We start from the raw sequence: 20119 nt of genomic DNA, 5'->3' as shown, positions 1-20119 counted from the left end.
GTCAGGCCGCACCGCCGAGGTGCTCGTGCAGGATCGTGGCACCGATGACGATCATCACGATGCCGCCGGCCAGCTCCGCGCGGCGACCGACCAGGGCACCGAACACGCGCCCGAGCAGGATGCCGATGGTGACCATCACCATCGTGCACAGGCCGATAACCAGGGCGACTACCGCGATTGGCGCATCCAGGAAGGCCAGGCTCACGCCCACCGCCATCGCATCGATGCTGGTGCCCAAGGCAAGCAGCGCCATGTTCCAGAAGCCGTGGCGCCGAGCCGGATTTTCTCCGTCCTCGTCGTCGTCCGGGTGGATGCCGTGCCAGATCATGTGCAGGCCCAGCAGGACCAGCAGGGCGAACGCGATCCAGTGGTCCCATGCGGTGATGTAACGCGCCGCGGCGATACCCAGCAGCCAGCCGATCACCGGGGTGATGCCCTCGATCACGCCGAACAGCAGCCCGGTGCGCAGGGCCAGGCCAATGCCGGGGCGCTGCATCGCCGCGCCCTTGCCCACGGCCGCGGCGAAGGCATCGGTGGACATGGCCAGGCCGATCATGAGGATGGAAAGCGGGCGCATCGGGAATACCAGGCTGGACAACGGACACGGCCGGCTGGCGCCCAGCCTCGGACGCGTCAGCCAACCGTTGGTCTCGCCAGTCCTTGCGGTGTCCGCGCCACGGCCATGGGCCGAGTGTGTTGACGCGGACGCCCTGCCATTGCGGCGGGGCAGGCTACTCCCCAAACGAGGACGGACAGGATACCACACAGGCCGTCATCGCCGCCGCGGCGGCACCGAGACGTGCAGGTGCCCGGGCACGTGCCAGCGCCAGGGGAACTCCACCGCGCGGCTGATGCCGATGCGCGGGCCGACCACGGGCGCATCCGGCGGCGGGGTGCCGTCGCAGGCGATCCACAGGCCACGGTCGCCGCCGACCAGGTCGGCGCCGTCGAACGCGCCGGTGATGCCGAAGGCCTGGGACAGCTTGCCCGGGCCGCTGGCCAGGTCACGCTCACGCCGCGCGCGTGGCCGCGCCTGGCGCATCAGCTCCACGCCCAGCAGTGGTTCGGCCGCGCGCAGCAGCACGCCGTAGCCCTGGCCGACCTCGCCGCACACCGCGTTGCTGCCCCAGTGCATGCCGTAGGTGAAGTACACGTACAGGTGCCCGGCCTCGCCGAACATGGTCGCCGTGCGCGTGGTGGGGCCGCGGAACGAGTGCGCCGCCGGGTCCTCGCTGCCGGCATAGGCCTCGACCTCGACGATGCGCGCGGCGCGGCCGTCGCTGCGCACCAGGATCTTGTTCAGCAGTTCGGGCGCCACCTCGGCCGGATGGCGGCGGTAGAACTCGCGCGGCAGCACCTGCCAGCCGGGGTCGGGGAGTTCGCTCACGGGCTCGGATGGGATCCGGGGAAACGGGCTGCAGCCTAGCGTGCCGGCGCGCGCCGGTGCGTCATTGCCGCCAGGGCATGACCGCCGGCCCCCTGCCAAGCTGCACATGCGAAGGCGGGAAATGGGGTTAGCATCGGCGGACCGCGAGCCGCCAACGGAGTCCGTTCCATGAACACCTCTTCGCGTCGCCGCTTCCTCGCCCAGTCGTTGCTGGCCACCTCCGCCGTCGCCGGCGCCACCCTGCTGGGAACCCCGGGCCGGCTGTGGGCTGCCGGGCAATCCGGTGCTTCCCCGCTGCTGACCCGCCCGGTCCCGTCCACCGGCCAGCAGCTGCCGGTGATTGGCGCCGGCACCTCCGGCAGCTACGACGTGGACTTCGGTACGCCCGAATACCAGGCCCTGGAGGAGGTCGCGCGGATCTTCTTCGAGGGCGGCGGCGCGGTGATCGACACCTCGCCCAACTACGGCCGCTCCGATGCGGTGGTGGGCCGCCTGCTGGCCGACGGCGGCTGGCGCGATCGCTGTTTCCTGGCCACCAAGATCGCCGCCGACAGCCGCGAGGCGGCGCAGGCGCAGTGGGCCGAGTCGCTGCGCCGGCTGCGCACCGACCGCGTGGAACTGTTGCAGGTGCACAACATGCGCGACTGGCGCCGGCAGCTGCCCTACGCGCGCGAGCTCAAGGCCCAGGGCAAGGCGAAGTACGTGGGCATCACCCACTACACCGACGCCGGCCTGGCGGAAATGGAGCAGATCCTGCGCACGGAGGCGCTGGACTTCATCCAGATCCACTACTCGGTCAACTCCACCAACGCGGCGAAGACTGTGCTGCCGTTGGCGCGGGACCGCGGCGTGGCGGTCCTCATCAACCGCGCCTTCGACGACGGCCGACTGTTCGCCCAGGTGCGCGGCAAACCGCTGCCCGGCTGGGCCGCCGAGGTCGGCGTGGGATCCTGGGCGCAGATGTTCCTGAAGTTCGCCATCAGCCATCCGGCGGTGACGGTGGTGATCCCGGCCACCGGCAAGCCGGAGCGCCAGCGCGACCAGCTCGCGGCCGGCACCGGCCCGCTGCTGGACCAGGCGCAGCAGCGCGAGCTGGTGCGGATGTTCTCCGCCTGAGCCGGCGCCGATGACGTCCTCGCCGGATTCCGCCCGCCGCCAGCCCCTGCTGTCGCGCCTGTTCGGCGTGCAGCCGCACGAAGCGCCTGCGGTCGGCGCCGGCCTGGCGATGTTCTTCCTGCTGTTCACCGGCTACTTCATGCTGCGGCCGGTGCGCGAGACCTTCGGCGTGGCCGGGGGCGTGGACAACCTGCAATGGCTGTTCACCGGCACCTTCCTGGCCACGGTCGCGGTGCTGCCGGTATTCGGCTGGATCGCCTCGAAGGTGCCGCGGCGGCGGATCGTGCCCTGGGTGTTCGGCGCGGTGGTGGCGACCCTGCTGGGTTTCGGTGCCAGCCTGCTGCTGCAGCCGGAGAACGTCTGGGTCGGGCGCGCGTTCTACATCTGGGTCTCGGTGGTCAACCTGCTGCTGATCTCGCTGGCCTGGAGCGTGCTGGCCGACGTGTTCGCGCCTTCGGAAGCCAGGCGCCTGTTCGCCCTGGTCGCCTCCGGCGCCAGCGCCGGAGGCCTGCTGGGGCCGGTGCTGACCACCCTGCTGGTGGGGACGCTGGGCCACGGTGGCCTGCTGCTGCTGTCCTCGCTGCTGATCGGCGCCAGCGCCGCCACCGCGCTGTGGCTGCACCGCTGGCGCGACCGCCACCCGCTGCCGGCGCACGAGCGCGCGGCGGCACCGCCGCCGAAGCGGCTGGGCGGCAACCCGTTCGAGGGTGCCACCGACGTGTTCCGCTCGCCCTTCCTGCTGGGCATCTGCCTGTTCGTGGTGCTGCTGACCACGGTCACCACCTTCCTGTACTTCGAGCAGGCGCGGCTGGTGGCCGAGCTGTTCCCGCACCGCGAGCAGCAGACCCGGGTGTTCGGCCTGATCGATACCGTGGTCCAGGTGCTGGCCATCCTCACCCAGCTGTTCGTCACCGGCCACGTGGCCAGGAAGCTGGGCGTGGGCGTGCTGCTGGTGGCGGTGCCGCTGGTGATGGCCGCCGGCTTCCTGTGGCTGGCGCTGGCGCCGGTGTTCGCGGTGTTCGTGGTGGTGATGGTCGCCCGCCGCGCCGGCGAGTACGCGCTGGTGCGCCCGGGCCGGGAAATGCTCTACACGGTCGTGCCGGCGGCGCAGAAGTACAAGGCCAAGAACTTCATCGACACCGCGGTCTACCGCGGCGGCGACGCGCTCTCGGCCTGGGTCAAGCGCATGCTCGACCTGCTGGGCGAGCACCCGTCGCTGGCGTTGTTCATCGGCGCCGGCGTGGCCCTGGTCTGGGCCGGCACCGGCGTGGCCCTGGGCCGCGCCCAGCGCCGGCGCGAGGCGGCGGCGCAGTAGCGGGGCACGGCGCCGGTTCAGGGCGCCGCGGCCTCCGCCTCCAGCTCGAGGAACCCGCCGGACTGGCGCTGCCACAGCTGCGCGTACAGCCCGCCGGCGGCCAGTAGCTGCTCGTGCGTGCCCTGCTCGACGATCCGGCCCTGGTCCATCACCACCAGCCGGTCCATCGCCGCGATGGTCGACAGGCGGTGGGCGATGGCGATGACCGTCTTGCCCTGCATCAGCCGGTACAGGTTCTCCTGGATCACCGCCTCGACCTCCGAGTCCAGCGCCGAGGTGGCCTCGTCCAGCACCAGGATCGGCGCGTTCTTCAGCAGCACGCGGGCGATGGCGATGCGCTGGCGCTGGCCGCCGGACAGCTTGACGCCGCGCTCGCCGACCTGGGCGTCGTAGCCGCGGCGGCCCTTGGCGTCGACCAGTTCCATGATGAAGTCGTGGGCATTGGCCTGGCGCGCGGCCTCGACCATCTCCTCCTCGGTGGCGTCGGGGCGGCCGTACATGATGTTCTCGCGCACCGAGCGGTGCAGCAGCGAGGTGTCTTGGGTGACCACGCCGATCGCCGCGCGCAGCGAATCCTGGGTGACCGTGGCGATGTCGGTGCCGTCGACCAGGATGCGCCCGCCCTCGCGGTCGTAGAAACGCAGCAGCAGGTTGACCAGGGTCGACTTGCCGGCGCCGGAGCGGCCGACCAGGCCGACCTTCTCGCCCGGGCGCACGTGCAGGTCCAGGCCCTCGATCACGCCGCCCTTCTTGCCGTAGTGGAAGGTCACGTGGTCGAAGCGGATGTCGCCGCGCACCGGGCCGATGGGCTTGGCACCAGGCCTGTCGTCGACCGTGGCCGGCAGGGCGATGGAGTTGATCCCGTCCTGCACCGTGCCGATGTTCTCGAACAGCGCCGACATCTCCCACATGATCCACTGCGACATGCCCATCAGCCGCAGCACGAAGGCGATGGCCACCGCGATCGCGCCGACGCTCACCGCGTCCTGCATCCACAGGCCGATGCCGGTGGCGGCCACCGCGAACAGCAGCAGCATGTTGAGGGTGTCGTTGCTGACGTTGACGAAGGTCGCCAGCCGCATCTGCCGGTGCACGGTGCCGAGGAACTGGTCCATCGAGCCGCGCGCGTACTCCTCCTCGCGGCGCGAATGCGAGAACAGCTTGACCGTGGCGATGTTGGTGTAGCTGTCCACGATCCGCCCGGTCATGGTCGAGCGCGCGTCGGCCTGCTCCTGGGCGACCTTGTTGAGCCGCGGGATGGCGTAACGCAGCAGCGCGGCATAGGCGAGCAGCCAGCCGGCGAACGGCAGCATCAGCCGCCAGTCGGCCGAGGCCGCCACCAGCAGCGCGCCGCCGAAATACACGACCACGTAGTTGCCCACGTCCAGCAGTTTGATCACCGTCTCGCGCACCGCCAGCGAGGTCTGCATCAGCTTGGTGGCGATGCGCCCGGCGAACTCGTCCTGGAAGTAGCCCATGGACTGGCGCAGCAGGTAGCGGTGCACCCGCCAGCGGATCCGCATCGGGAAGTTGCCGAGCAGGGTCTGGTGGATCACCAGCGAGCTGAGCAGGTTCAGCGCCGGCATCACCACCAGCACCACCGCGGCCATGGCGGCGAACTTCCAGCCTTCCTCGGCCAGGAAGGTGGCCGGCGTGTGGCTGGACAGGCGGTCCACGATCGAGCCGGTGAACGCGTACAGCGACACCTCGGTCACCGCGATCGCGGTGGTCAGCACCGCCATCAGCGCCAGCCACGGCTCGGTGCCGCGGGTGTAGTGCCGGCAGAACGCGTACAGCGAGCGTGGCGGCTGCACCACCGGCGCCGGCGGGTACGGGTCGATGCGGCGTTCGAACCAGCGGAACAGCCAGCTGCGGCGGGACGGGGTCGGTTGGGCGGGTGCGTCCATCGGGGATCTGCGGGGGCCGTTCAGGCGGCGGCGTCGTAGGGAATCAGGAGGCGGGCCTGGCGCAGCGCGCCGGCCCACCAGCGCAGGCGCCACAGGGCCAGGCGCATCGCCTTGTGCGCGGGGTGCCCGCCCGGCAGCGTGCCGTCGGCGGCGAACTGGTCGCGCGCGTGGGCGAAGCTGACGCCGTCGCGCAGCGGCACCGCGTGCAGGCTGGCGAACACCTGCCGCAGCTGCTCCACCGCGCACAGCCCGCGGGAAAGGCCGCCGTAGGAGATGAAGGCCACCGGCTTGGCCTGCCAGGGGATGTAGACCGCGTCGATCATTGCCTTGAGCGCGGCCGGGTAGCCGTGATTGTACTCCGGGGTCACCACCAGGAATGCGTCCGCCTCGCGGACCTTGCGTTCCAGCGCCGCGCCGTCGCGGCCCTCCGGGGTGGCCGGGTCGAGGCGGTCGATGCTCCAGCCGCCCATCGCCTCGGCGTGGGCGACGGCCCAGGCGGCGATGGTGTCGCAGAAGCGCTGGCGGCGGTCGCTGCCGTACAGCAGGGCAAGGCGCAGGGTGGGGTCGGGCATGCGCGGACGCTCCTCGTCTTGGGGGTGTGGCAGGCTAGGACCTCAAGCAAACTTGAGGTCAAGCGATGGCGGCATCCCGCGGTCCGGCGCATCCGCGCGGCGGCGACTGGTTGAGCGTGGGCGAGGTGGCCAGGCGCAGCGGCCTGGCGGTTTCCGCGCTGCATTTCTACGAGGCCCGCGGCCTGATCCGCAGCGAGCGCAGCGCCGGCAACCAGCGCCGCTACCCGCGCGCGGTGCTGCGCCGGGTGGCGCTTATCAAGGTGGCGCAGCGCGCCGGCATCCCCCTGGCGGAGATCGCGCAGGCGCTGGCCAGCCTGCCGCAGGACAAGGTGCCGACCCGCGCCGACTGGCGGCGGCTGTCGCACCAGTGGCGCGCCGAACTGGACGCGCGGATCGAGCGCCTGGTGCGCCTGCGCGACCAGCTGGACGGCTGCATCGGCTGCGGCTGCCTGTCGCTGCGCGAGTGCCCGCTGCGCAACCCGGGCGACGTGCTGGGCCGGCAGGGTCCGGGCGCGCGCCGGCTGGAGCCGGGCTGAGCCCGGCGCGGCTCACCAGGAGAACAGCTTCCAGTAGACCTGCGGCAGGTCCTCGGCGTCGTCGCGGTCCAGGGTGCCGTCGCCATCGCGGTCGTACAGGTAGTACGCCGGGCCGCGCACCGGGGTGATGCGGACCATGCGCAGCTGGCCGGCCACGCGGTACTCGTCCACCCGGTCGCCATTCTCCAGCACCCGGCTGGCGACCTCGGCCCCGCTGACGTCCACCGGCGCGTCGGCGGTGGCGGTGGTGGCGCAGCCAGCGAGCAGGAGGCTGGCCAGCGTGGCGGCGGTCAGGATCGGCGTGCGCATCGCGGGTTCTCCGTGTGGACGCGGCCATTATGCGCCAGCCGGGCGCGCGCGCCGCGCCGTTCCCGGCCGGTACCGGCACGGGCCGCTAGAATGCCCCGATGAAACGGCTCATCCTGATCGACGGCTCCAGCTACCTCTACCGCGCCTTCCACGCGCTGCCGCCGCTGACCAACGCCGCCGGCGAGCCCACCGGCGCGCTGTTCGGCGTGGTCAACATGCTGCGGGCCACGCTCAAGGAGAAGCCCGACTACGTCGCCTTCGTGGTCGACGCCCCGGGCAAGACCTTCCGCGACGAGCTGTACCCGCAGTACAAGGCCAACCGCCCGCCGATGCCCGAGGAGCTGCGCGCCCAGGTGCAGCCGATGTGCGACATCGTCCAGGCGCTGGGCATCGACATCCTGCGGGTGGAAGGGGTGGAGGCCGACGACGTGATCGGCACCCTGGCCACCCGCGGCGCCGACGCCGGCATGGAGGTGACCATCTCCACCGGCGACAAGGACTTCGCCCAGCTGGTGCGCGAGCCCGGCAGGGGCGCCGGTTCGATCGCCCTGGTCAACACCATGACCGGAAGCCGCATGGATTCGGACGCGGCGGTGATGGAGAAGTTCGGGGTGCCGGCCGGGCGCATCGTCGACCTGCTGGCGCTGATGGGCGACACCATCGACAACGTCCCCGGGGTGGAGAAGTGCGGCCCCAAGACCGCGGCCAAGTGGCTGGCCGAGTACGGCTCGCTGGACGGGGTGATCGCCGCCGCGCCCTCGATCAAGGGCAAGATCGGCGACAACCTGCGCGCGGCCCTGGACCGCCTGCCGCTCAACCGCGAGCTGGTGACCATCCGCACCGACGTGGCCCTGGCCCAGGGTCCGGAGGCGCTGGTGCTGCGCCAGCCGGACGTGGACACCCTGCGCGCGCTGTACGCCCGCTACGGCTTCAACCAGGCCCTGCGCGAGCTGGAAGGCGGCGCGGCCACCGGCAACGTGGCCGAGAAGGAGCCCGGCCGCGCCCGCGGCACCGGTTTCGCCACCGCCGCGGCCGCCGCCCCGGAGGGCCTGGACCCGGCCCTGGCCGCGCCCGGCCAGTACGAGACCATCACCACGGTCGAGCAGCTGCAGGCCTGGATCGCGGCCCTGCGCGCCGCCGGCAGCTTCGCCCTGGACACGGAGACCGACAGCCTCGACCCGATGCGCGCGCGCCTGGTCGGCCTGAGCTTCGCCGCCGAACCCGGCCGCGCCGCGTACCTGCCGCTGGGCCACGACTATCCCGGCGCGCCGGCGCAGCTGGAGCGTGGCCAGGCCCTGGACCTGCTGCGCCCGCTGCTGGCCGACCCGGCGGTGCGCAAGCTGGGCCAGCACGGCAAGTACGACCTGCACGTGCTGCGCCGGCACGGCGTGCCGGTGGCCGGCTACGCCGACGACACCCTGCTGGAGAGCTTCGTGCTCGATTCCGGCAACGCCCGCCATGACATGGACAGCCTGGCCCTGCGCCACCTCGGCTACACCACGGTCAAGTACGAGGACATCTGCGGCAAGGGCGCCAAGCAGATCCCGTTCTCGCAGTGCGCGCTGGAGGACGCCACCCGCTACGCCGCCGAGGACGCCGACATCACCCTGCGCCTGCACCGGGTGCTGTCGGCGCGCCTGCAGGGCGAGCCGCAGCTGCAGGCCGTGTACCGCGACATCGAGATGCCGCTGGTGCAGGTGCTGGAGCGGATCGAGGCCAACGGCGTGCTGGTGGACATGGAGGAGCTGCGCCGGCAGAGCGCGGACCTGTCGCGGCGGATGCTGGAGGCGCAGGAGCGCGCCACCGCACTGGCCGGGCGCAGCTTCAACCTGGACTCGCCCAAGCAGCTGTGCGCGCTGCTGTTCGACGAGCTGAAGCTGCCGGCGCTGGTGAAGACGCCCAAGGGCCAGCCCTCGACCAACGAAGAGGCGCTGGAGGCGATCGCCGACCTGCACGAGCTGCCGCGGATCATCCTCGAGTACCGCGGCCTGGCCAAGCTGCGCAGCACCTACACCGACAAGCTGCCGGAGATGGTCAACCCGGAGACCGGCCGGGTGCACACCAGCTACCACCAGGCCGGCGCGGCCACCGGCCGGCTGTCCTCGTCCGATCCGAACCTGCAGAACATCCCGATCCGCACCGACGACGGCCGCCGCATCCGCCGTGCCTTCGTCGCCCCGCCCGGGCGCAAGCTGGTGGCCTGCGACTACTCGCAGATCGAGCTGCGGATCATGGCCCATCTGTCGCAGGACCCGGGCCTGCTGCGCGCCTTCGCCTCCGGCGCCGACATCCACCGCGCCACCGCGGCGGAGGTGTTCGGGCGGCCGCTGGAGGAGGTGACGGTCAACGAGCGCCGAGCCGCCAAGGCGATCAACTTCGGCCTGATGTACGGCATGGGTGCGTTCGGCCTGGCGCGCCAGCTGGGCATCGACCGCGGCCAGGCGCAGGACTACATTGCCCTGTACTTCAGCCGCTACCCGGGCGTGCGCGACTACATGGAGCGCACCCGCGAGCAGGCGCGCGAGCGCGGCTTCGTCGAGACCGTGTTCGGCCGCCGCCTGCACCTGGAGTACATCAACGCGCGCAACGCGGCCCAGCGCGCCGGCGCCGAGCGCGCGGCGATCAACGCGCCGATGCAGGGCACGGCGGCGGACATCATCAAGCGCGCGATGATCGCGGTGGACGCGTGGCTGGCGCCGCACGCCGACCGCGCGCGCATGCTGCTGCAGGTCCACGACGAACTGGTGTTCGAGGCCGACGAGGCGTTCGTGCCGGAGCTGGTGGAACGGGTGCGGGAACGGATGTCGGCGGCGGCGCAACTGAGCGTGCCGCTGGTGGTGGACGTGGGCGTGGGCGACAACTGGGACGAGGCGCACTGAACGCCCGGTTTCACGAGGGTTTCACCCGAATCTGTATGCTTCAGTCAGAAACCGCTTCGCGCTACTGAATCCGGCCTAAACGGGACCGGTTTTCCAGAATTTTCTTCACGAAACATCAATGTCCCCCGTGCTTTCATAACCCTCGACAGGTGCAACGCCTGTCGCGGATCTCTCCCTTCCCCTGGAGTAGATCTACTGGAACGGGGGCTCCTCCCCAAGCCGTCGTTCCCCGGCCCCGCCAACCTCCCCCTGGTTGGCGGGGCTTCTTGTTTCCGGCGTCCGCTCGTGCGCGCCCCTGCCGGGACGTCGCCGCGCCTGGCGCGGCGGGCATCCCCCATGCCCCTGTCCCCGGTAACGCCGGAAGCTCCCAGGCGGCCGCAGCCGCTATCCCCTGGTGTGTCAGGTCTCCTGCGCCAGCCAGTCGCGCGGTACCAGGTACTCGCGCAGGCGGGCTTCCGCGCTGCCTTCCTCGGGCTGGTAGCCGTATTCCCAGCGCACGCGCGGGGGCAGGCTCATCAGGATCGATTCGGTGCGGCCGCCGCTCTGCAGGCCGAACAGGGTGCCGCGGTCGTAGACCAGGTTGAACTCCACGTAGCGGCCGCGGCGGTACAGCTGGAACTCGCGCTCGCGCTCGCCGTACGGGGTGTCCTTGCGGCGCTCGACGATCGGCAGGTAGGCGTCGAGGAAGCCGTCGCCGACCGCGCGCAGGTAGGCGAAGTCGCGCTCGAAGTCCTCGTGCAGGTCGTCGAAGAACAGGCCGCCCACGCCGCGGGTCTCGTTGCGGTGGCGCAGGAAGAAGTAGTCGTCGCACCAGCGCTTGTGCCGCTCGTAGCGGTCGGCGCCGAACGGCGCGCACAGCTCGAAGGCGGTGCGGTGCCAGTGCTGGATGTCCTCGTCGAACGGGTAGAACGGGGTCAGGTCGAAGCCGCCGCCGAACCACCAGGCCACCGTCTCGCCGTCGCGCTGGGCCTGGAAGTGGCGCACGTTGGCATGGGTGGTGGGCAGGTACGGGTTGCGCGGATGGAACACGAGCGACACGCCAGTGGCGCGCCAGGAGGCGCCGGCCAGTTCCGGCCGGGCAGCGCTGGCCGAGGGCGGCAGGCGGCTGCCGGAGACGTCGGAGAAGCCGATGCCGGCCTGCTCGAACACCGCGCCCTCGCGCAGCACGCGGGTGCGGCCGCCGCCGGCATGGGTGCTGGCGCCGGGCTCGCCGGGGCGGGTCCAGGCGTCCTCGACGAAGCGGGCCTTGCCGTCGGCTGCCTCGATGGCCGCGCAGATGCGGTCCTGCAGTCCGGTCAGGTAGTCCCTGACGAGCTCGAAGTTCGGATCCATGGGTGCATTCTAGTGGGCGACCCGGGCCTGCCCTTGATCGGGATCAAGGGCTTGCCGGGTCGCGGTGGAATTCGGCCCGCACCTGCGGGGTGCAAAGCTTCCAGGCCAGCCAGCCATGCAGGCCGGCGAAGGCCAGCGCGGTGGCCGTCGCGGTGACCAGCGAGACGATCCGGTTGGCCTGCATCTGGGCCATGAATTCGCGGCCCTCGCGGCTGTCCAGGAACTCCTGCGGGAACATCCCGACCATGCCGTCGAAGAACTGGCCGACCAGCGCCAGCGAGGCGAAGTTGAGCAGGGCGGTGGCCAGCAGGAAGGCGATGAAGGTCCAGCGTGCCCAGTCCCGGCGCCGCAGCAGGCCCCAGGACGAGACCAGGAACAGGCCCGACAGCAGCAGCCCCAGCAGCGACAGCAGGCGCCGCTGCTCCAGCATCCAGGCCACCGCCGGGGGCACGGCGGCGTGGCTGGCGATCCGGGCCACGGTGGCGTCGCCCACCGCCAGGGCCAGCGCCGCCTGTGCCAGCGAGCCGAGCACCGCCAGCGCCGCCAGCAGCATCGAGATGCGGGCCAGCACGCTGACGAAGCCGTTGCGCGGCAAGGGCGGCGGTGCGTTCATGGATCCGTTCCCCGGGTCGACCGCTGCATTGTGCCGAAAGCCGTCCGGCGCAGGGGCTCAGCCCAGCGCGCCGGATGCCAGCGCCCGGTCCAGGGCGGGGAGCACGTGGCCGGCGCTGAGCGGGGCCACCTTCACCGGGAACGGCAGGCGCGGGTCCACCCAGGCCAGTTCCGCGATCTCGGCGCGCACCTGCGGCTGGCCCTCGACCTGGACCACGTAGGCCTCGGTGCGGACCCGGCGCCCCGGCTCGTTGACCGCGTCGGCCTCGAACTCGCCCAGGCGGACGGCGCCATCGGCGCGCATGGCCACGCCCAGTTCCTCGTCCAGCTCGCGGGCCAGGGTCTGCAGGGTGTCCTCGCCCGGCTCGCGCTTGCCGCCGGGCTGGATGAAGGTATCCGAGCCATGCTTGCGCACCAGCAGCACGCGCCCGGCCGGGTCGCGGATCACCGCGGCCACGGTGCGGATCGGTTCGACGGGGATGTTCATCGGGCGGGCTCCTTGAGGGTGCGTTCGAACAGCTTGTGGATGCGGCGGTACTGGTCGAACCACGAGTCCGGGCGCACGAAGCCGTGCCGCTCCAGCGGGTAGGAGGCCAGCTCCCAGTTGTCCTTGCGCAGCTCGATCAGCTTCTGCGCCAGCACCACCGAGTCGCGGTAGAACACGTTGTCGTCGATCATGCCGTGGGCGATCAGCAGGTGGTCCTGCAGGCCTTGGGCGTATTCGATCGGCGAGGAGGTGCGGTACGCCCCCGGGTCCAGCTCCGGGGTGTTGAGGATGTTGGACGTGTACTCGTGGTTGTACTGGGTCCAGTCCACCACCGGGCGCAGCGCGGCGCCGGCCTTGAACGTGCCGGGGCTGCGGAACAGGGCCATGAAGGTCATGAAGCCGCCGTAGCTGCCGCCGTAGATGCCGGCGTGGTCGCGGTCGCCCTGGCGGTTGGCCACCACCCAGTCCAGGCCGTCCAGGTAGTCCTCCAGCTCCGGATGGCCCATCTGCCGGTAGATCGCGGTGCGCCAGTCGCGGCCGTAGCCTTCGCTGCCGCGGTAGTCCAGGTCCAGCACCACGTAGCCCTGCTCGACCAGCAGGTGGTGGAACATCTGCTCGCGGAAGTAGTTGGGCCAGCGCGCGTGCACGTTCTGCAGGTAGCCGGCGCCGTGCACGAACATCACCACCGGATACTTGCGGCCCGGTTCGTAGTCCTTCGGTCCGTAGAACTTGCCCCACACCGTGCCGGCGCCATGCCGGGAAGGCACCTGCACGATCTCCGGGCCGGTCCAGGCGCGGGCCTTGAACGCGGCGCTGCGGGTATCGGTCAGCACCCGCGCCTGGCCGCCGTCGAGCGGGGCCACCGCCAGCTGCGGCGGCAGCCAGCTGCCGGAGTAGCGGACCAGCAGGTGGCGGCCGTCGGGCGAGGGCACGAAGTCCTCCACGCCGTCCAGCGCGGTGACCTCGCGCACCTCGTTGCTGGCCAGGTCCAGGGCACAGACCTCGTAGTCGCCCGGCCAGGCGCGGTTGCACAGGAACAGCAGGCCGCGGCCGTCGGCGGTGGGCACCGGCGAGGAGGCCTCCCAGCGGCCGGAGGTGCGCTGGCGCGGCTTGCCGCTGCCGGACTGGGTGTAGAGGTGGGCGTGGCCGCTTTCCTCGGACACGAACCACAGGGTCTGGTTGTCCGGCAGCCAGCCGAACTCGTTGAAGTTCCAGTTGATCCAGGCCGGGTCGGTGAGGCGGTGGCGTGGCTGCAGGCGCGCGGCGGCCAGGTCCACGCTGGCGATCCAGCGGTCCTTGTTGTCGACCGCGCGCAGCATCACCGCCACGTTGCGGCCGTCATCGCTCCAGCGGATCGCCGCACCCTCGGCGCCGACCTGCAGCGGGCGGTTGCCCTTCAGCGGTTCCTTGCCGGCGGTCTTGCGCAGCGCCGCCAGCGGGTCGTCCTTGATCCCGGGCAGGACGTCGAACGCCAGCTCGCGCACCTGGCCGGTGGCGGCGTCGACCAGCCACAGCGCATGCGGGACCGGGTCGTTGCGGCCGACGCGGGTGCGCACGTCCTCGAACTCCTCGTAGCCGGACTCGGTGACGTAGGTCGGCATCCTGCCTTCGCGACCGGCATCGGCGCCCTTCTTCTTCACCACCACCAGCAGGTGGCGGGCGTCGGGCGACAGGCTGCTGTCGACGATCTCCACGTCGTCGCCCAGGTAGACCGGGGCGGCGGCGCGGGTCGGGTCGGCCTTGCGCCAGGCTTCCTCCTGCGCGCGCTGCGCCTCGCGCCGCTCGCGGTCGCGGCGCAGGGTTTCCAAGGTGCGCAGCTGCTGTTCGCGCAGGGCGTCCGGCGCGGGCGCGGCGGCCGGGTCGCGCGCGGCCTTGAGCGTGGTGACCTGGGCGACCACCCCGTCCGCGCGCCAGTGGAACCAGTCGTCGCCGGCGCGCCACAGCACGCCGCCGTCGGCGGCGAAGCGTGGCTGCGCCTCGGCCTGGGCGGTGCGGGTCAGCTGCTGAAGGTTGCCGCTGGCCAGGTCGCGCACGAACACGTCGCCGTTGCGCACGAAGGCCATGCGCCGGCGCTGCGGGTCGTACACCGGGTCGGGGGCGTCGAGCGCGGCGCGCTCGGCGTCGGAGACCTTCTGCAGGGCACCGCCGGCCACCGGCACGCGCCAGGCGTCGCGCACCGTGCTGCCCTCGCGCTTGAGCAGCAGCTGCGCCTCGCGTCCGTCCCAGCTCCACCAGGCCTTCTCCACCGGCGGGCCGATCCAGTCCGGGTCGGCCATCGCCTGTTCCAGGGTGAAGGCGGCGGACGGGGACTGCGCGGACGCGGCCAGGGGCAGGGCGGCCAGCAGCAGCGGCAGCAGGCGCCGCGCGGCCCGCGGAAAGGGCTGGGTCATGGACGAAACCGGGTGGTGGACTGGCGCCGCAGGGTACCAGCCCGGTCCGCCGCGGCCACGGCAGAAGGTCATGCCCGCCCGCAGCCGTGCTTGCCCACGCCGGGGCCGGCCGCCATCCTGTACCGTCTTGTGCGGCAGCGGGGACTGTCGCAGGAACCTCCCAGCCCGATGTCAGCCGTCATCCAGCCAGCCCTTCCCGCCGTCGAAGACCTGCCCCTGGCGGCGGGCGACCCGGCGCGCGTCCTCGTGTTCGACGCCCGCGGCGGGGTGACCCTGGGCCAGTTCCTCGCCCAGGCCCGCGACCTGGCCGGGCGCCTGCCGGAGGCGCGCCATGTCGCCCACCTGGCCGAGGACCGCTACCGCTTCCTGCTCGGCTTCTGCGCCGCGGCCCTGCGCGGCCAGGTGGCGCTGCTGCCGCCGTCCGGGGCGCCGCGCATCTTGTCCGAGGTGCTCCGGGCCCATGCCGAGGGCGGCGCCTACCGGCTGGGCGGCGAGGACGGCATCCCCGTGCCGGGGCTGGAGGCCGCGCGCGGCGCGCCGGTGGCGGCCGCGGCCACGCCGCGGGTACGCAGCGGCGACCTGGCCGCGATCGGCTACACCTCCGGCAGCACCGGCCGCCCGCAGGCGCATGCCAAGACCTGGGCCGGCTTCGCCACCGGCACCGCGCAGAACCTGGCGGCACTGGCCGACCTGTGGGGCGGGCGCCAGCCGCAGGTGGTGGCCACGGTGCCGCCGCAACACATGTACGGCATGGAGATGAGCGTGCTGCTGCCGCTGCTGGGCGGCGCGGCGGTGCATGCCGGCCGCCCGCTGCTGCCGGCGGACGTGGCCGAGGCGCTGGAACAGGCCTGCGGCCCGCGCATCCTGGTGACCACCCCGGTACACCTGCGCGCGCTGCTGCGCTCGGGCGTGGCGTTGCCGGCGCTGGCCGGGATCGTCTCGGCGACCGCGCCGCTGCCGCAGGAACTGGCGGCCGAGGCCGAGGACCGCTATGGCGCCGAGGTGCGCGAGGTGTTCGGCTCCACCGAGACCTGTGTGTTCGCGCGCCGCCGCACCGCGCGCGACCCGCTGTGGACGCCGCTGCCGGGCGTGCGCCTGGCGCCGCAGCCGGACGGCACCCTGGTGCACGCACCGCACCTGCCGGCGCCGGTGGTGCTGGCCGACATCTTCGAGGTCATGCCCGATGGCCGCTTCCGCCTGTGCGGGCGCCAGGCCGACCTGCTGGAAATCGCCGGCAAGCGCGCCTCGCTGGGCGATCTCACCCGCCGCCTGCTGGCCGTGCCGGGCGTGGAGGACGGCGTGGTGGTGCAGCTGGAGCCGGAGCGCGAGGGCGGGGTGGGGCGGATCGCCGCGCTGGCGGTGGCCCCCGGCCTGGCGCCGGCGGACATCGTCGCCGCGCTGCGCGCCACGGTCGACCCGGTGTTCCTGCCGCGCAAGGTGCGCCTGCTGCCGGCGCTGCCGCGCAACGCCACCGGCAAGCTGTGCCGCGAGTCGGTGCTGGAGGCGCTGGCCGGCCCGGGTGCCCGGGTCGTCGGGTCCGGCTCAGGCAACGCGGCCTAGAATCGCCCCGCAATCCCGTCCGCTCCCGTAGTCCCGCCGTGAACCAGCCTGCTTCCCGTCGTTCCCGCCCGCGCCGCTGGCGCCTGCTGCTGCCGCTGCTGGCCGGCGTGCTGCTGGCGGCCTGCGGTGGCGACAACACCCGCCCGACCCCGCCGCAGCCGGTGGCGCCGGTCGTGCCCGACCCGGTGCTGCCGCCGCCGAAGATCGGCCTGGCCCTGGGCGGTGGCGCGGCCAAGGGCTTCGCCCACATCGGCGTGATCAAGATGCTGGAGGCCAACGGCCTGGCCCCGGACGTGGTCGCGGGCACCAGCGCCGGCAGCGTGGTCGGCGCGCTCTACGCCGGCGGCATGGACCCGTTCCAGCTGCAGGAGAAGGCGGTGGCGCTGGACGAGGCCAAGATCCGCGACGTGCGCCTGTTCTCCGGCGGCCTGATCCAGGGCGTGGCCCTGCAGGACTACGTCAACGCGCAGGTCGGCAAGCGCCCGATCGAGCGCCTGCGCAAGCCGTTCGCCGCGGTCGCCACCCGCCTGGAGACCGGCGAGCGCACCGTGTTCGTGCGTGGCAACACCGGCCAGGCGGTGCGCGCCTCCAGCAGCGTCCCCGGCGTGTTCGAGCCGGTGACCATCGGCCAGTACCAGTACGTGGACGGCGGCGTGGTCAGCCCGGTGCCGGTGGACGCGGCGCGCCAGCTGGGCGCCGACTTCGTCATCGCCGTGGACATTTCCAGCAAGGCCACCGGCAAGCGCCCGGACGGCATGCTGGGCATCGTCAACCAGTCGATCTCGATCATGGGCCAGCGCCTGGGCGAGCAGGAGCTGGCGCGCGCCGACGTGGTGATCCGCCCGAATGTGCTCGACTACGGCTCGGCCGACTTCACCCGCCGCAACCAGGCCATCCTCGAGGGCGAGAAGGCCGCGCTGGCGGCGTTGCCGCAGATCCGCGCGGCGCTGGACAAGTTCAAGGCGCAGCGCCTGCAGGCCGCGCGCGCCGAGGCGGCGAAGCGGGCCGCCGCGCAGGCGCCGCAGCTGCCGCCGTGCAAGCCGCGTCCGCGCTTCGGCCTGGGCCGCGACCAGGGTGACTGCATCCCGGCGGCCAACTGAGCGCGCCGGCGCGCGCGGCTACGGCCGCGGCGCGGCGGCGGAGGAATCGTCGGCGTAGACCGCGTCGCGGAAGGCCTTGTGCAGCGGCACCTTGCCGAACGGCAGCCACTGCGCGAACAGCACCGCCGCCAGCTGGTTGGCCGGGTCCACCCAGAACAGGGTATTGGCCACCCCGTCCCAGAAGAACTCACCGACCTCGCCGGAAGCTTCCTCCGCATCGGCCGGCGGTGCCACGCGCACGGCGAAGTCGATGCCGAAGCCGACCTGGCCCTTGCTCGGCAGCCACGAGCGCTCGCCCGGGCCGACCGCGGCCGGCAGCGCGTCGGTCGCCATCAGCCGCACCGTGGCCGGCTGCAGCACCCGCACCCCGTCCAGCTCGCCGCCGCCCAGCAGCATGCGCGCGAAGCGCATGTAGTCGTCGAGGCTGGAGACCAGGCCCCAGCTGCCCGGGGTGAGCTTGCGCTGGCGGCCGTTGAGGGCATAGGCCTGTTCGTCGGGGATGCGGGTCAGCACGCCGTCGTCGCTGCGCCGGTACAGCGCGGCCATGCGCGGCCGGTCCTGCGGACGCAGGGTGTAGCGGGTGTCCTTCATCTTCAGCGGGCCGAACACGTGGCGCTGCAGGTACTGCCCGAACGGCATGCCCGACAGCACCTCGACCAGGCGCGCCTGCACGTCCACCGCCGGCGAGTACAGCCACTGCTCGCCCGGCTGGTACAGCAGCGGCACCCCGGCCATGCGCCGCACGGCTTCCTCCAGGGTGTTGTCGAGGTTGTCCGGATCGGCGGCGCGGTAGTAGCCGCCCACCGGTTCGGGCGCGTCGCCGCCGGCCATGCCCGCGGTGTGGCGCAGCAGGTCGCGGATCGTGATCGGCCGCCGCGGCTCCAGCAGCAGCGGTTGGCCCTGGGCATCGGTGCCGCCGTAGACCCGGGTCGCGGCGAACTCGGGCAGGTAGCGCGAGACCGGGTCGTCCAGGCCGAAGCGGCCCTGCTCGTACAGCTGCATCAGGGCCACGCCGGTGACCGGCTTGGTCATCGAGAAGATCTGCACCAGGGTGTCGCGCGCCATCGGTCGCGCGGCCTCGCGGTCGGCCAGGCCGAAGGCGCCGAAGTAGGCCTCGCGCCCGTCCTGCCAGACCAGGGCGGAGACGCCCACGATCTGGCCGGAGTCGACCAGCCCGGAAAGCGCCGCGTCGATGCGCGCCTGGTCGACGCGGGCGACCCCGGCGCGGCCGTCGAAGCCGGGCGGGGTGGCGCCGGCGGCGAAGGCGCAGGCAAGGAGCAGGGCGGACAGACAGGTGCGCAGGCGCGGCATGGCGATCTCCCGGTGGCGGACGATGCCCGCCATCAGGCCACGCGCACCACCGGGCTGCAACGCCCCGGGGTCGGGTTCAGACCAGCGGCACGCCGTGGGCGCCGTCGATCTCCACCAGCAGTTCGCGGCGGCAGACCTGGGCGTGCAGCAGCAGGCGCGGCACCTGCCGCCCCAGGTGCTGGTCCAGGCGCGCGGCCACCGCCGCGGCGTCCCCGGGGTGGCGCACGTAGGCCTTCAGCGGGGTGGCCGCGTCCGGCGCGGGCGGCAGCGAGGGCCGGATCCGGCGTGCCGAGGCGATCAGCACGCCGATGTTGGCCAGGGTCTCGTCCACCTGGGCTTCGACCGAGCCGGCGTGCTGCGAGGCATGGCCGACGATGGCGGCGGTGCCGGACAGCAGCAGCGGCATGTCGCTGCCGGTGGGCGGCAGCATGGCGCGGGCGAAGCTCGGCGGCTGCGGCCCGTACTGGCGCGGGTAGCGGTAGGCGCTGACCTGGCGCGGATTCTCCAGCGGGGTGCCGGGACCGGCGGCGGCCAGCCAGTACACCTGCAGCACGCGGCGGCCGTCGCAGCGGCCGATCGCGGTGGCGGCCGGCAGGCGGGTGGCGTCGAGCTGGCCGAGGCCGGCGACGCGGCCGACGCAGAAGCGGCGGTAGCGCTCCTCGTCGCCCTCGCCCAGAGTGATGGCGTCCATGTAGTTCCACACCCGCAGCAGGTGGCCGGCGGGGGCGGCGGCGAGGAACGCGCCCATGCACAGGTAGGCCTGGCGCGCGGCGGCCTCGATGTCGCCGCCGTCCGGCTCGGCCACTTCCACGGCGCCGAACAGCAGGCGGCCGTCGCTGGCCCAGGCCACTTCGCCCTGGCGGCCGTGGCTGACCGGGCCGGCGGCGCGCCACACCTCGATCACCGCCTCGTCCTGCAGCGGCTGCAGGGGCACGCGCAGGTAGCGCGGGTCGGCATGCGCCGCCGCGCCGGCGCCGAAGCCGAACACGGCCAGGGTCCGCGGGTCGTCCAGCTGCGCCTGCAGGGTGTGGGCCGGGGCGTAGCCGACCCGCAGGCAGGCGTCGGAACCGGGCAGCGGCAGCGGGCGGCTCACGGCCGGCCTCCCGGCGCGACCACGCCTGCCTCCTCCGCGGGCGCCGTCGGCGCGGTCGGAGGGGCCGTCGGGTCGTTCTCGGTCATGCGCTGGAAACCGGGCATTGCTGGAAGGGCGCACATGATAGCGCGAGGCCCGTCAGGCCCGCGCTTGGGCCTTCGCGGGCTTGCGCGGGAACGGCCAATGCCGGATCGTTGCCGGCCCTGCATGACC

At 72.7% G+C, this 20119-nt stretch carries 17 protein-coding genes; 6 read left to right on the top strand and 11 right to left on the bottom strand.

Annotation, left to right across the window (positions count from 1 at the left end; translation table 11 throughout):
* Position 1: 1 nt before the first annotated feature.
* Positions 2–577, bottom strand: a complete 576-nt coding sequence (locus PSEJ31_RS0108350) for a manganese efflux pump MntP family protein (protein WP_026010457.1) — start codon at positions 575–577, stop codon at positions 2–4.
* Positions 578–772: 195 nt separating this feature from the next.
* Positions 773–1387: a DNA-3-methyladenine glycosylase gene (locus PSEJ31_RS0108345; protein ID WP_019398319.1), complete on the bottom strand. Its 615-nt coding sequence runs from the start codon at positions 1385–1387 to the stop codon at positions 773–775.
* Between the two features lie 168 nt (positions 1388–1555).
* On the opposite strand from PSEJ31_RS0108345, the gene PSEJ31_RS0108340 reads away from it, so the two are divergent.
* Positions 1556–2503: an aldo/keto reductase gene (locus PSEJ31_RS0108340; RefSeq protein ID WP_037034825.1), complete on the top strand. Its 948-nt coding sequence runs from the start codon at positions 1556–1558 to the stop codon at positions 2501–2503.
* 10 nt (positions 2504–2513) lie between these two features.
* Positions 2514–3818: an MFS transporter gene (locus PSEJ31_RS0108335; protein ID WP_028915198.1), complete on the top strand. Its 1305-nt coding sequence runs from the start codon at positions 2514–2516 to the stop codon at positions 3816–3818.
* Positions 3819–3835: 17 nt separating this feature from the next.
* Here PSEJ31_RS0108335 and PSEJ31_RS0108330 read toward each other — a convergent pair whose 3' ends face one another.
* Entirely contained in the window at positions 3836–5725 is a 1890-nt protein-coding gene (locus PSEJ31_RS0108330) for an ABC transporter ATP-binding protein (RefSeq protein WP_037034823.1), read from the bottom strand.
* A 20-nt stretch (positions 5726–5745) separates the two neighbouring features.
* A complete protein-coding gene (locus tag PSEJ31_RS0108325) occupies positions 5746–6297 on the bottom strand; it encodes an NAD(P)H-dependent oxidoreductase (RefSeq protein ID WP_019398315.1) in 552 nt (183 codons plus the stop codon).
* Between the two features lie 65 nt (positions 6298–6362).
* Between PSEJ31_RS0108325 and soxR the strand changes: the two genes are divergently transcribed.
* Positions 6363–6833, top strand: a complete 471-nt coding sequence (gene soxR, locus PSEJ31_RS0108320; RefSeq protein WP_051403697.1) for a redox-sensitive transcriptional activator SoxR — start codon at positions 6363–6365, stop codon at positions 6831–6833.
* 12 nt (positions 6834–6845) lie between these two features.
* Here soxR and PSEJ31_RS0108315 read toward each other — a convergent pair whose 3' ends face one another.
* On the bottom strand, positions 6846–7142 hold the full coding sequence (locus tag PSEJ31_RS0108315) for a DUF2782 domain-containing protein (RefSeq protein WP_028915195.1): 297 nt from the start codon (positions 7140–7142) through the stop codon (positions 6846–6848).
* A gap of 98 nt (positions 7143–7240) precedes the next feature.
* Here PSEJ31_RS0108315 and polA point away from each other — a divergent pair, with 98 nt between their 5' ends.
* Complete coding sequence (gene polA / locus PSEJ31_RS0108310) at positions 7241–10021, top strand: DNA polymerase I (protein ID WP_028915194.1); 2781 nt, start codon at positions 7241–7243, stop codon at positions 10019–10021.
* Positions 10022–10420: 399 nt separating this feature from the next.
* Here polA and hemF read toward each other — a convergent pair whose 3' ends face one another.
* Genes hemF through PSEJ31_RS0108290 form a run of 4 tightly spaced genes read right to left on the bottom strand, consistent with a single transcriptional unit; the run spans position 10421 to position 14842 of the window.
* Positions 10421–11353, bottom strand: a complete 933-nt coding sequence (hemF, locus tag PSEJ31_RS0108305) for an oxygen-dependent coproporphyrinogen oxidase (RefSeq protein WP_019398311.1) — start codon at positions 11351–11353, stop codon at positions 10421–10423.
* A 43-nt stretch (positions 11354–11396) separates the two neighbouring features.
* Positions 11397–11966: a hypothetical protein gene (locus tag PSEJ31_RS0108300; RefSeq protein WP_019398310.1), complete on the bottom strand. Its 570-nt coding sequence runs from the start codon at positions 11964–11966 to the stop codon at positions 11397–11399.
* A gap of 57 nt (positions 11967–12023) precedes the next feature.
* Positions 12024–12452: an NUDIX domain-containing protein gene (locus PSEJ31_RS0108295; protein WP_028915193.1), complete on the bottom strand. Its 429-nt coding sequence runs from the start codon at positions 12450–12452 to the stop codon at positions 12024–12026.
* A complete protein-coding gene (locus PSEJ31_RS0108290) occupies positions 12449–14842 on the bottom strand; it encodes a S9 family peptidase (protein ID WP_051403696.1) in 2394 nt (797 codons plus the stop codon). The genes PSEJ31_RS0108295 and PSEJ31_RS0108290 overlap by 4 nt, the downstream gene beginning before the upstream one ends.
* A 168-nt stretch (positions 14843–15010) precedes the next feature.
* Between PSEJ31_RS0108290 and PSEJ31_RS0108285 the strand changes: the two genes are divergently transcribed.
* Together PSEJ31_RS0108285 and PSEJ31_RS0108280 are read left to right on the top strand one after the other, a co-directional pair.
* Entirely contained in the window at positions 15011–16402 is a 1392-nt protein-coding gene (locus PSEJ31_RS0108285) for an AMP-binding protein (RefSeq protein ID WP_028915191.1), read from the top strand.
* 38 nt (positions 16403–16440) lie between these two features.
* The gene (locus PSEJ31_RS0108280) at positions 16441–17502 is read left to right on the top strand and encodes a patatin-like phospholipase family protein (RefSeq protein ID WP_051403695.1); all 1062 of its coding nucleotides are present in this window, start codon (positions 16441–16443) and stop codon (positions 17500–17502) included.
* Between the two features lie 18 nt (positions 17503–17520).
* On the opposite strand, the gene PSEJ31_RS0108275 is transcribed toward PSEJ31_RS0108280, so the two are convergent.
* Together PSEJ31_RS0108275 and PSEJ31_RS0108270 are read right to left on the bottom strand one after the other, a co-directional pair.
* Positions 17521–18846 (bottom strand): serine hydrolase domain-containing protein, encoded by a 1326-nt coding sequence (locus tag PSEJ31_RS0108275; protein WP_051403694.1) that lies wholly within the window; start codon positions 18844–18846, stop codon positions 17521–17523.
* Positions 18847–18889: 43 nt separating this feature from the next.
* Positions 18890–19867 (bottom strand): pteridine-dependent deoxygenase, encoded by a 978-nt coding sequence (locus tag PSEJ31_RS0108270; protein WP_232207879.1) that lies wholly within the window; start codon positions 19865–19867, stop codon positions 18890–18892.
* Positions 19868–20119 lie beyond the last annotated feature (252 nt).

The sequence above is a fragment of the Pseudoxanthomonas sp. J31 genome (genome assembly GCF_000510725.1).
Lineage (GTDB): Bacteria > Pseudomonadota > Gammaproteobacteria > Xanthomonadales > Xanthomonadaceae > Pseudoxanthomonas.
This window is presented reverse-complemented; position numbering and strand designations above follow the sequence as displayed.

Coding starts and splice junctions, on each gene's coding strand:
- PSEJ31_RS0108350 (WP_026010457.1), bottom strand. CDS start 577: ATGCGCCCGCTTTCCATCCTCATGATCGGCCTGGCCATGTCCACCGAT.
- PSEJ31_RS0108340 (WP_037034825.1), top strand. CDS start 1,556: ATGAACACCTCTTCGCGTCGCCGCTTCCTCGCCCAGTCGTTGCTGGCC.
- PSEJ31_RS0108335 (WP_028915198.1), top strand. CDS start 2,514: ATGACGTCCTCGCCGGATTCCGCCCGCCGCCAGCCCCTGCTGTCGCGC.
- PSEJ31_RS0108330 (WP_037034823.1), bottom strand. CDS start 5,725: ATGGACGCACCCGCCCAACCGACCCCGTCCCGCCGCAGCTGGCTGTTC.
- PSEJ31_RS0108325 (WP_019398315.1), bottom strand. CDS start 6,297: ATGCCCGACCCCACCCTGCGCCTTGCCCTGCTGTACGGCAGCGACCGC.
- soxR (WP_051403697.1), top strand. CDS start 6,363: ATGGCGGCATCCCGCGGTCCGGCGCATCCGCGCGGCGGCGACTGGTTG.
- PSEJ31_RS0108315 (WP_028915195.1), bottom strand. CDS start 7,142: ATGCGCACGCCGATCCTGACCGCCGCCACGCTGGCCAGCCTCCTGCTC.
- polA (WP_028915194.1), top strand. CDS start 7,241: ATGAAACGGCTCATCCTGATCGACGGCTCCAGCTACCTCTACCGCGCC.
- hemF (WP_019398311.1), bottom strand. CDS start 11,353: ATGGATCCGAACTTCGAGCTCGTCAGGGACTACCTGACCGGACTGCAG.
- PSEJ31_RS0108300 (WP_019398310.1), bottom strand. CDS start 11,966: ATGAACGCACCGCCGCCCTTGCCGCGCAACGGCTTCGTCAGCGTGCTG.
- PSEJ31_RS0108295 (WP_028915193.1), bottom strand. CDS start 12,452: ATGAACATCCCCGTCGAACCGATCCGCACCGTGGCCGCGGTGATCCGC.
- PSEJ31_RS0108290 (WP_051403696.1), bottom strand. CDS start 14,842: ATGACCCAGCCCTTTCCGCGGGCCGCGCGGCGCCTGCTGCCGCTGCTG.
- PSEJ31_RS0108285 (WP_028915191.1), top strand. CDS start 15,011: ATGTCAGCCGTCATCCAGCCAGCCCTTCCCGCCGTCGAAGACCTGCCC.
- PSEJ31_RS0108275 (WP_051403694.1), bottom strand. CDS start 18,846: ATGGCGGGCATCGTCCGCCACCGGGAGATCGCCATGCCGCGCCTGCGC.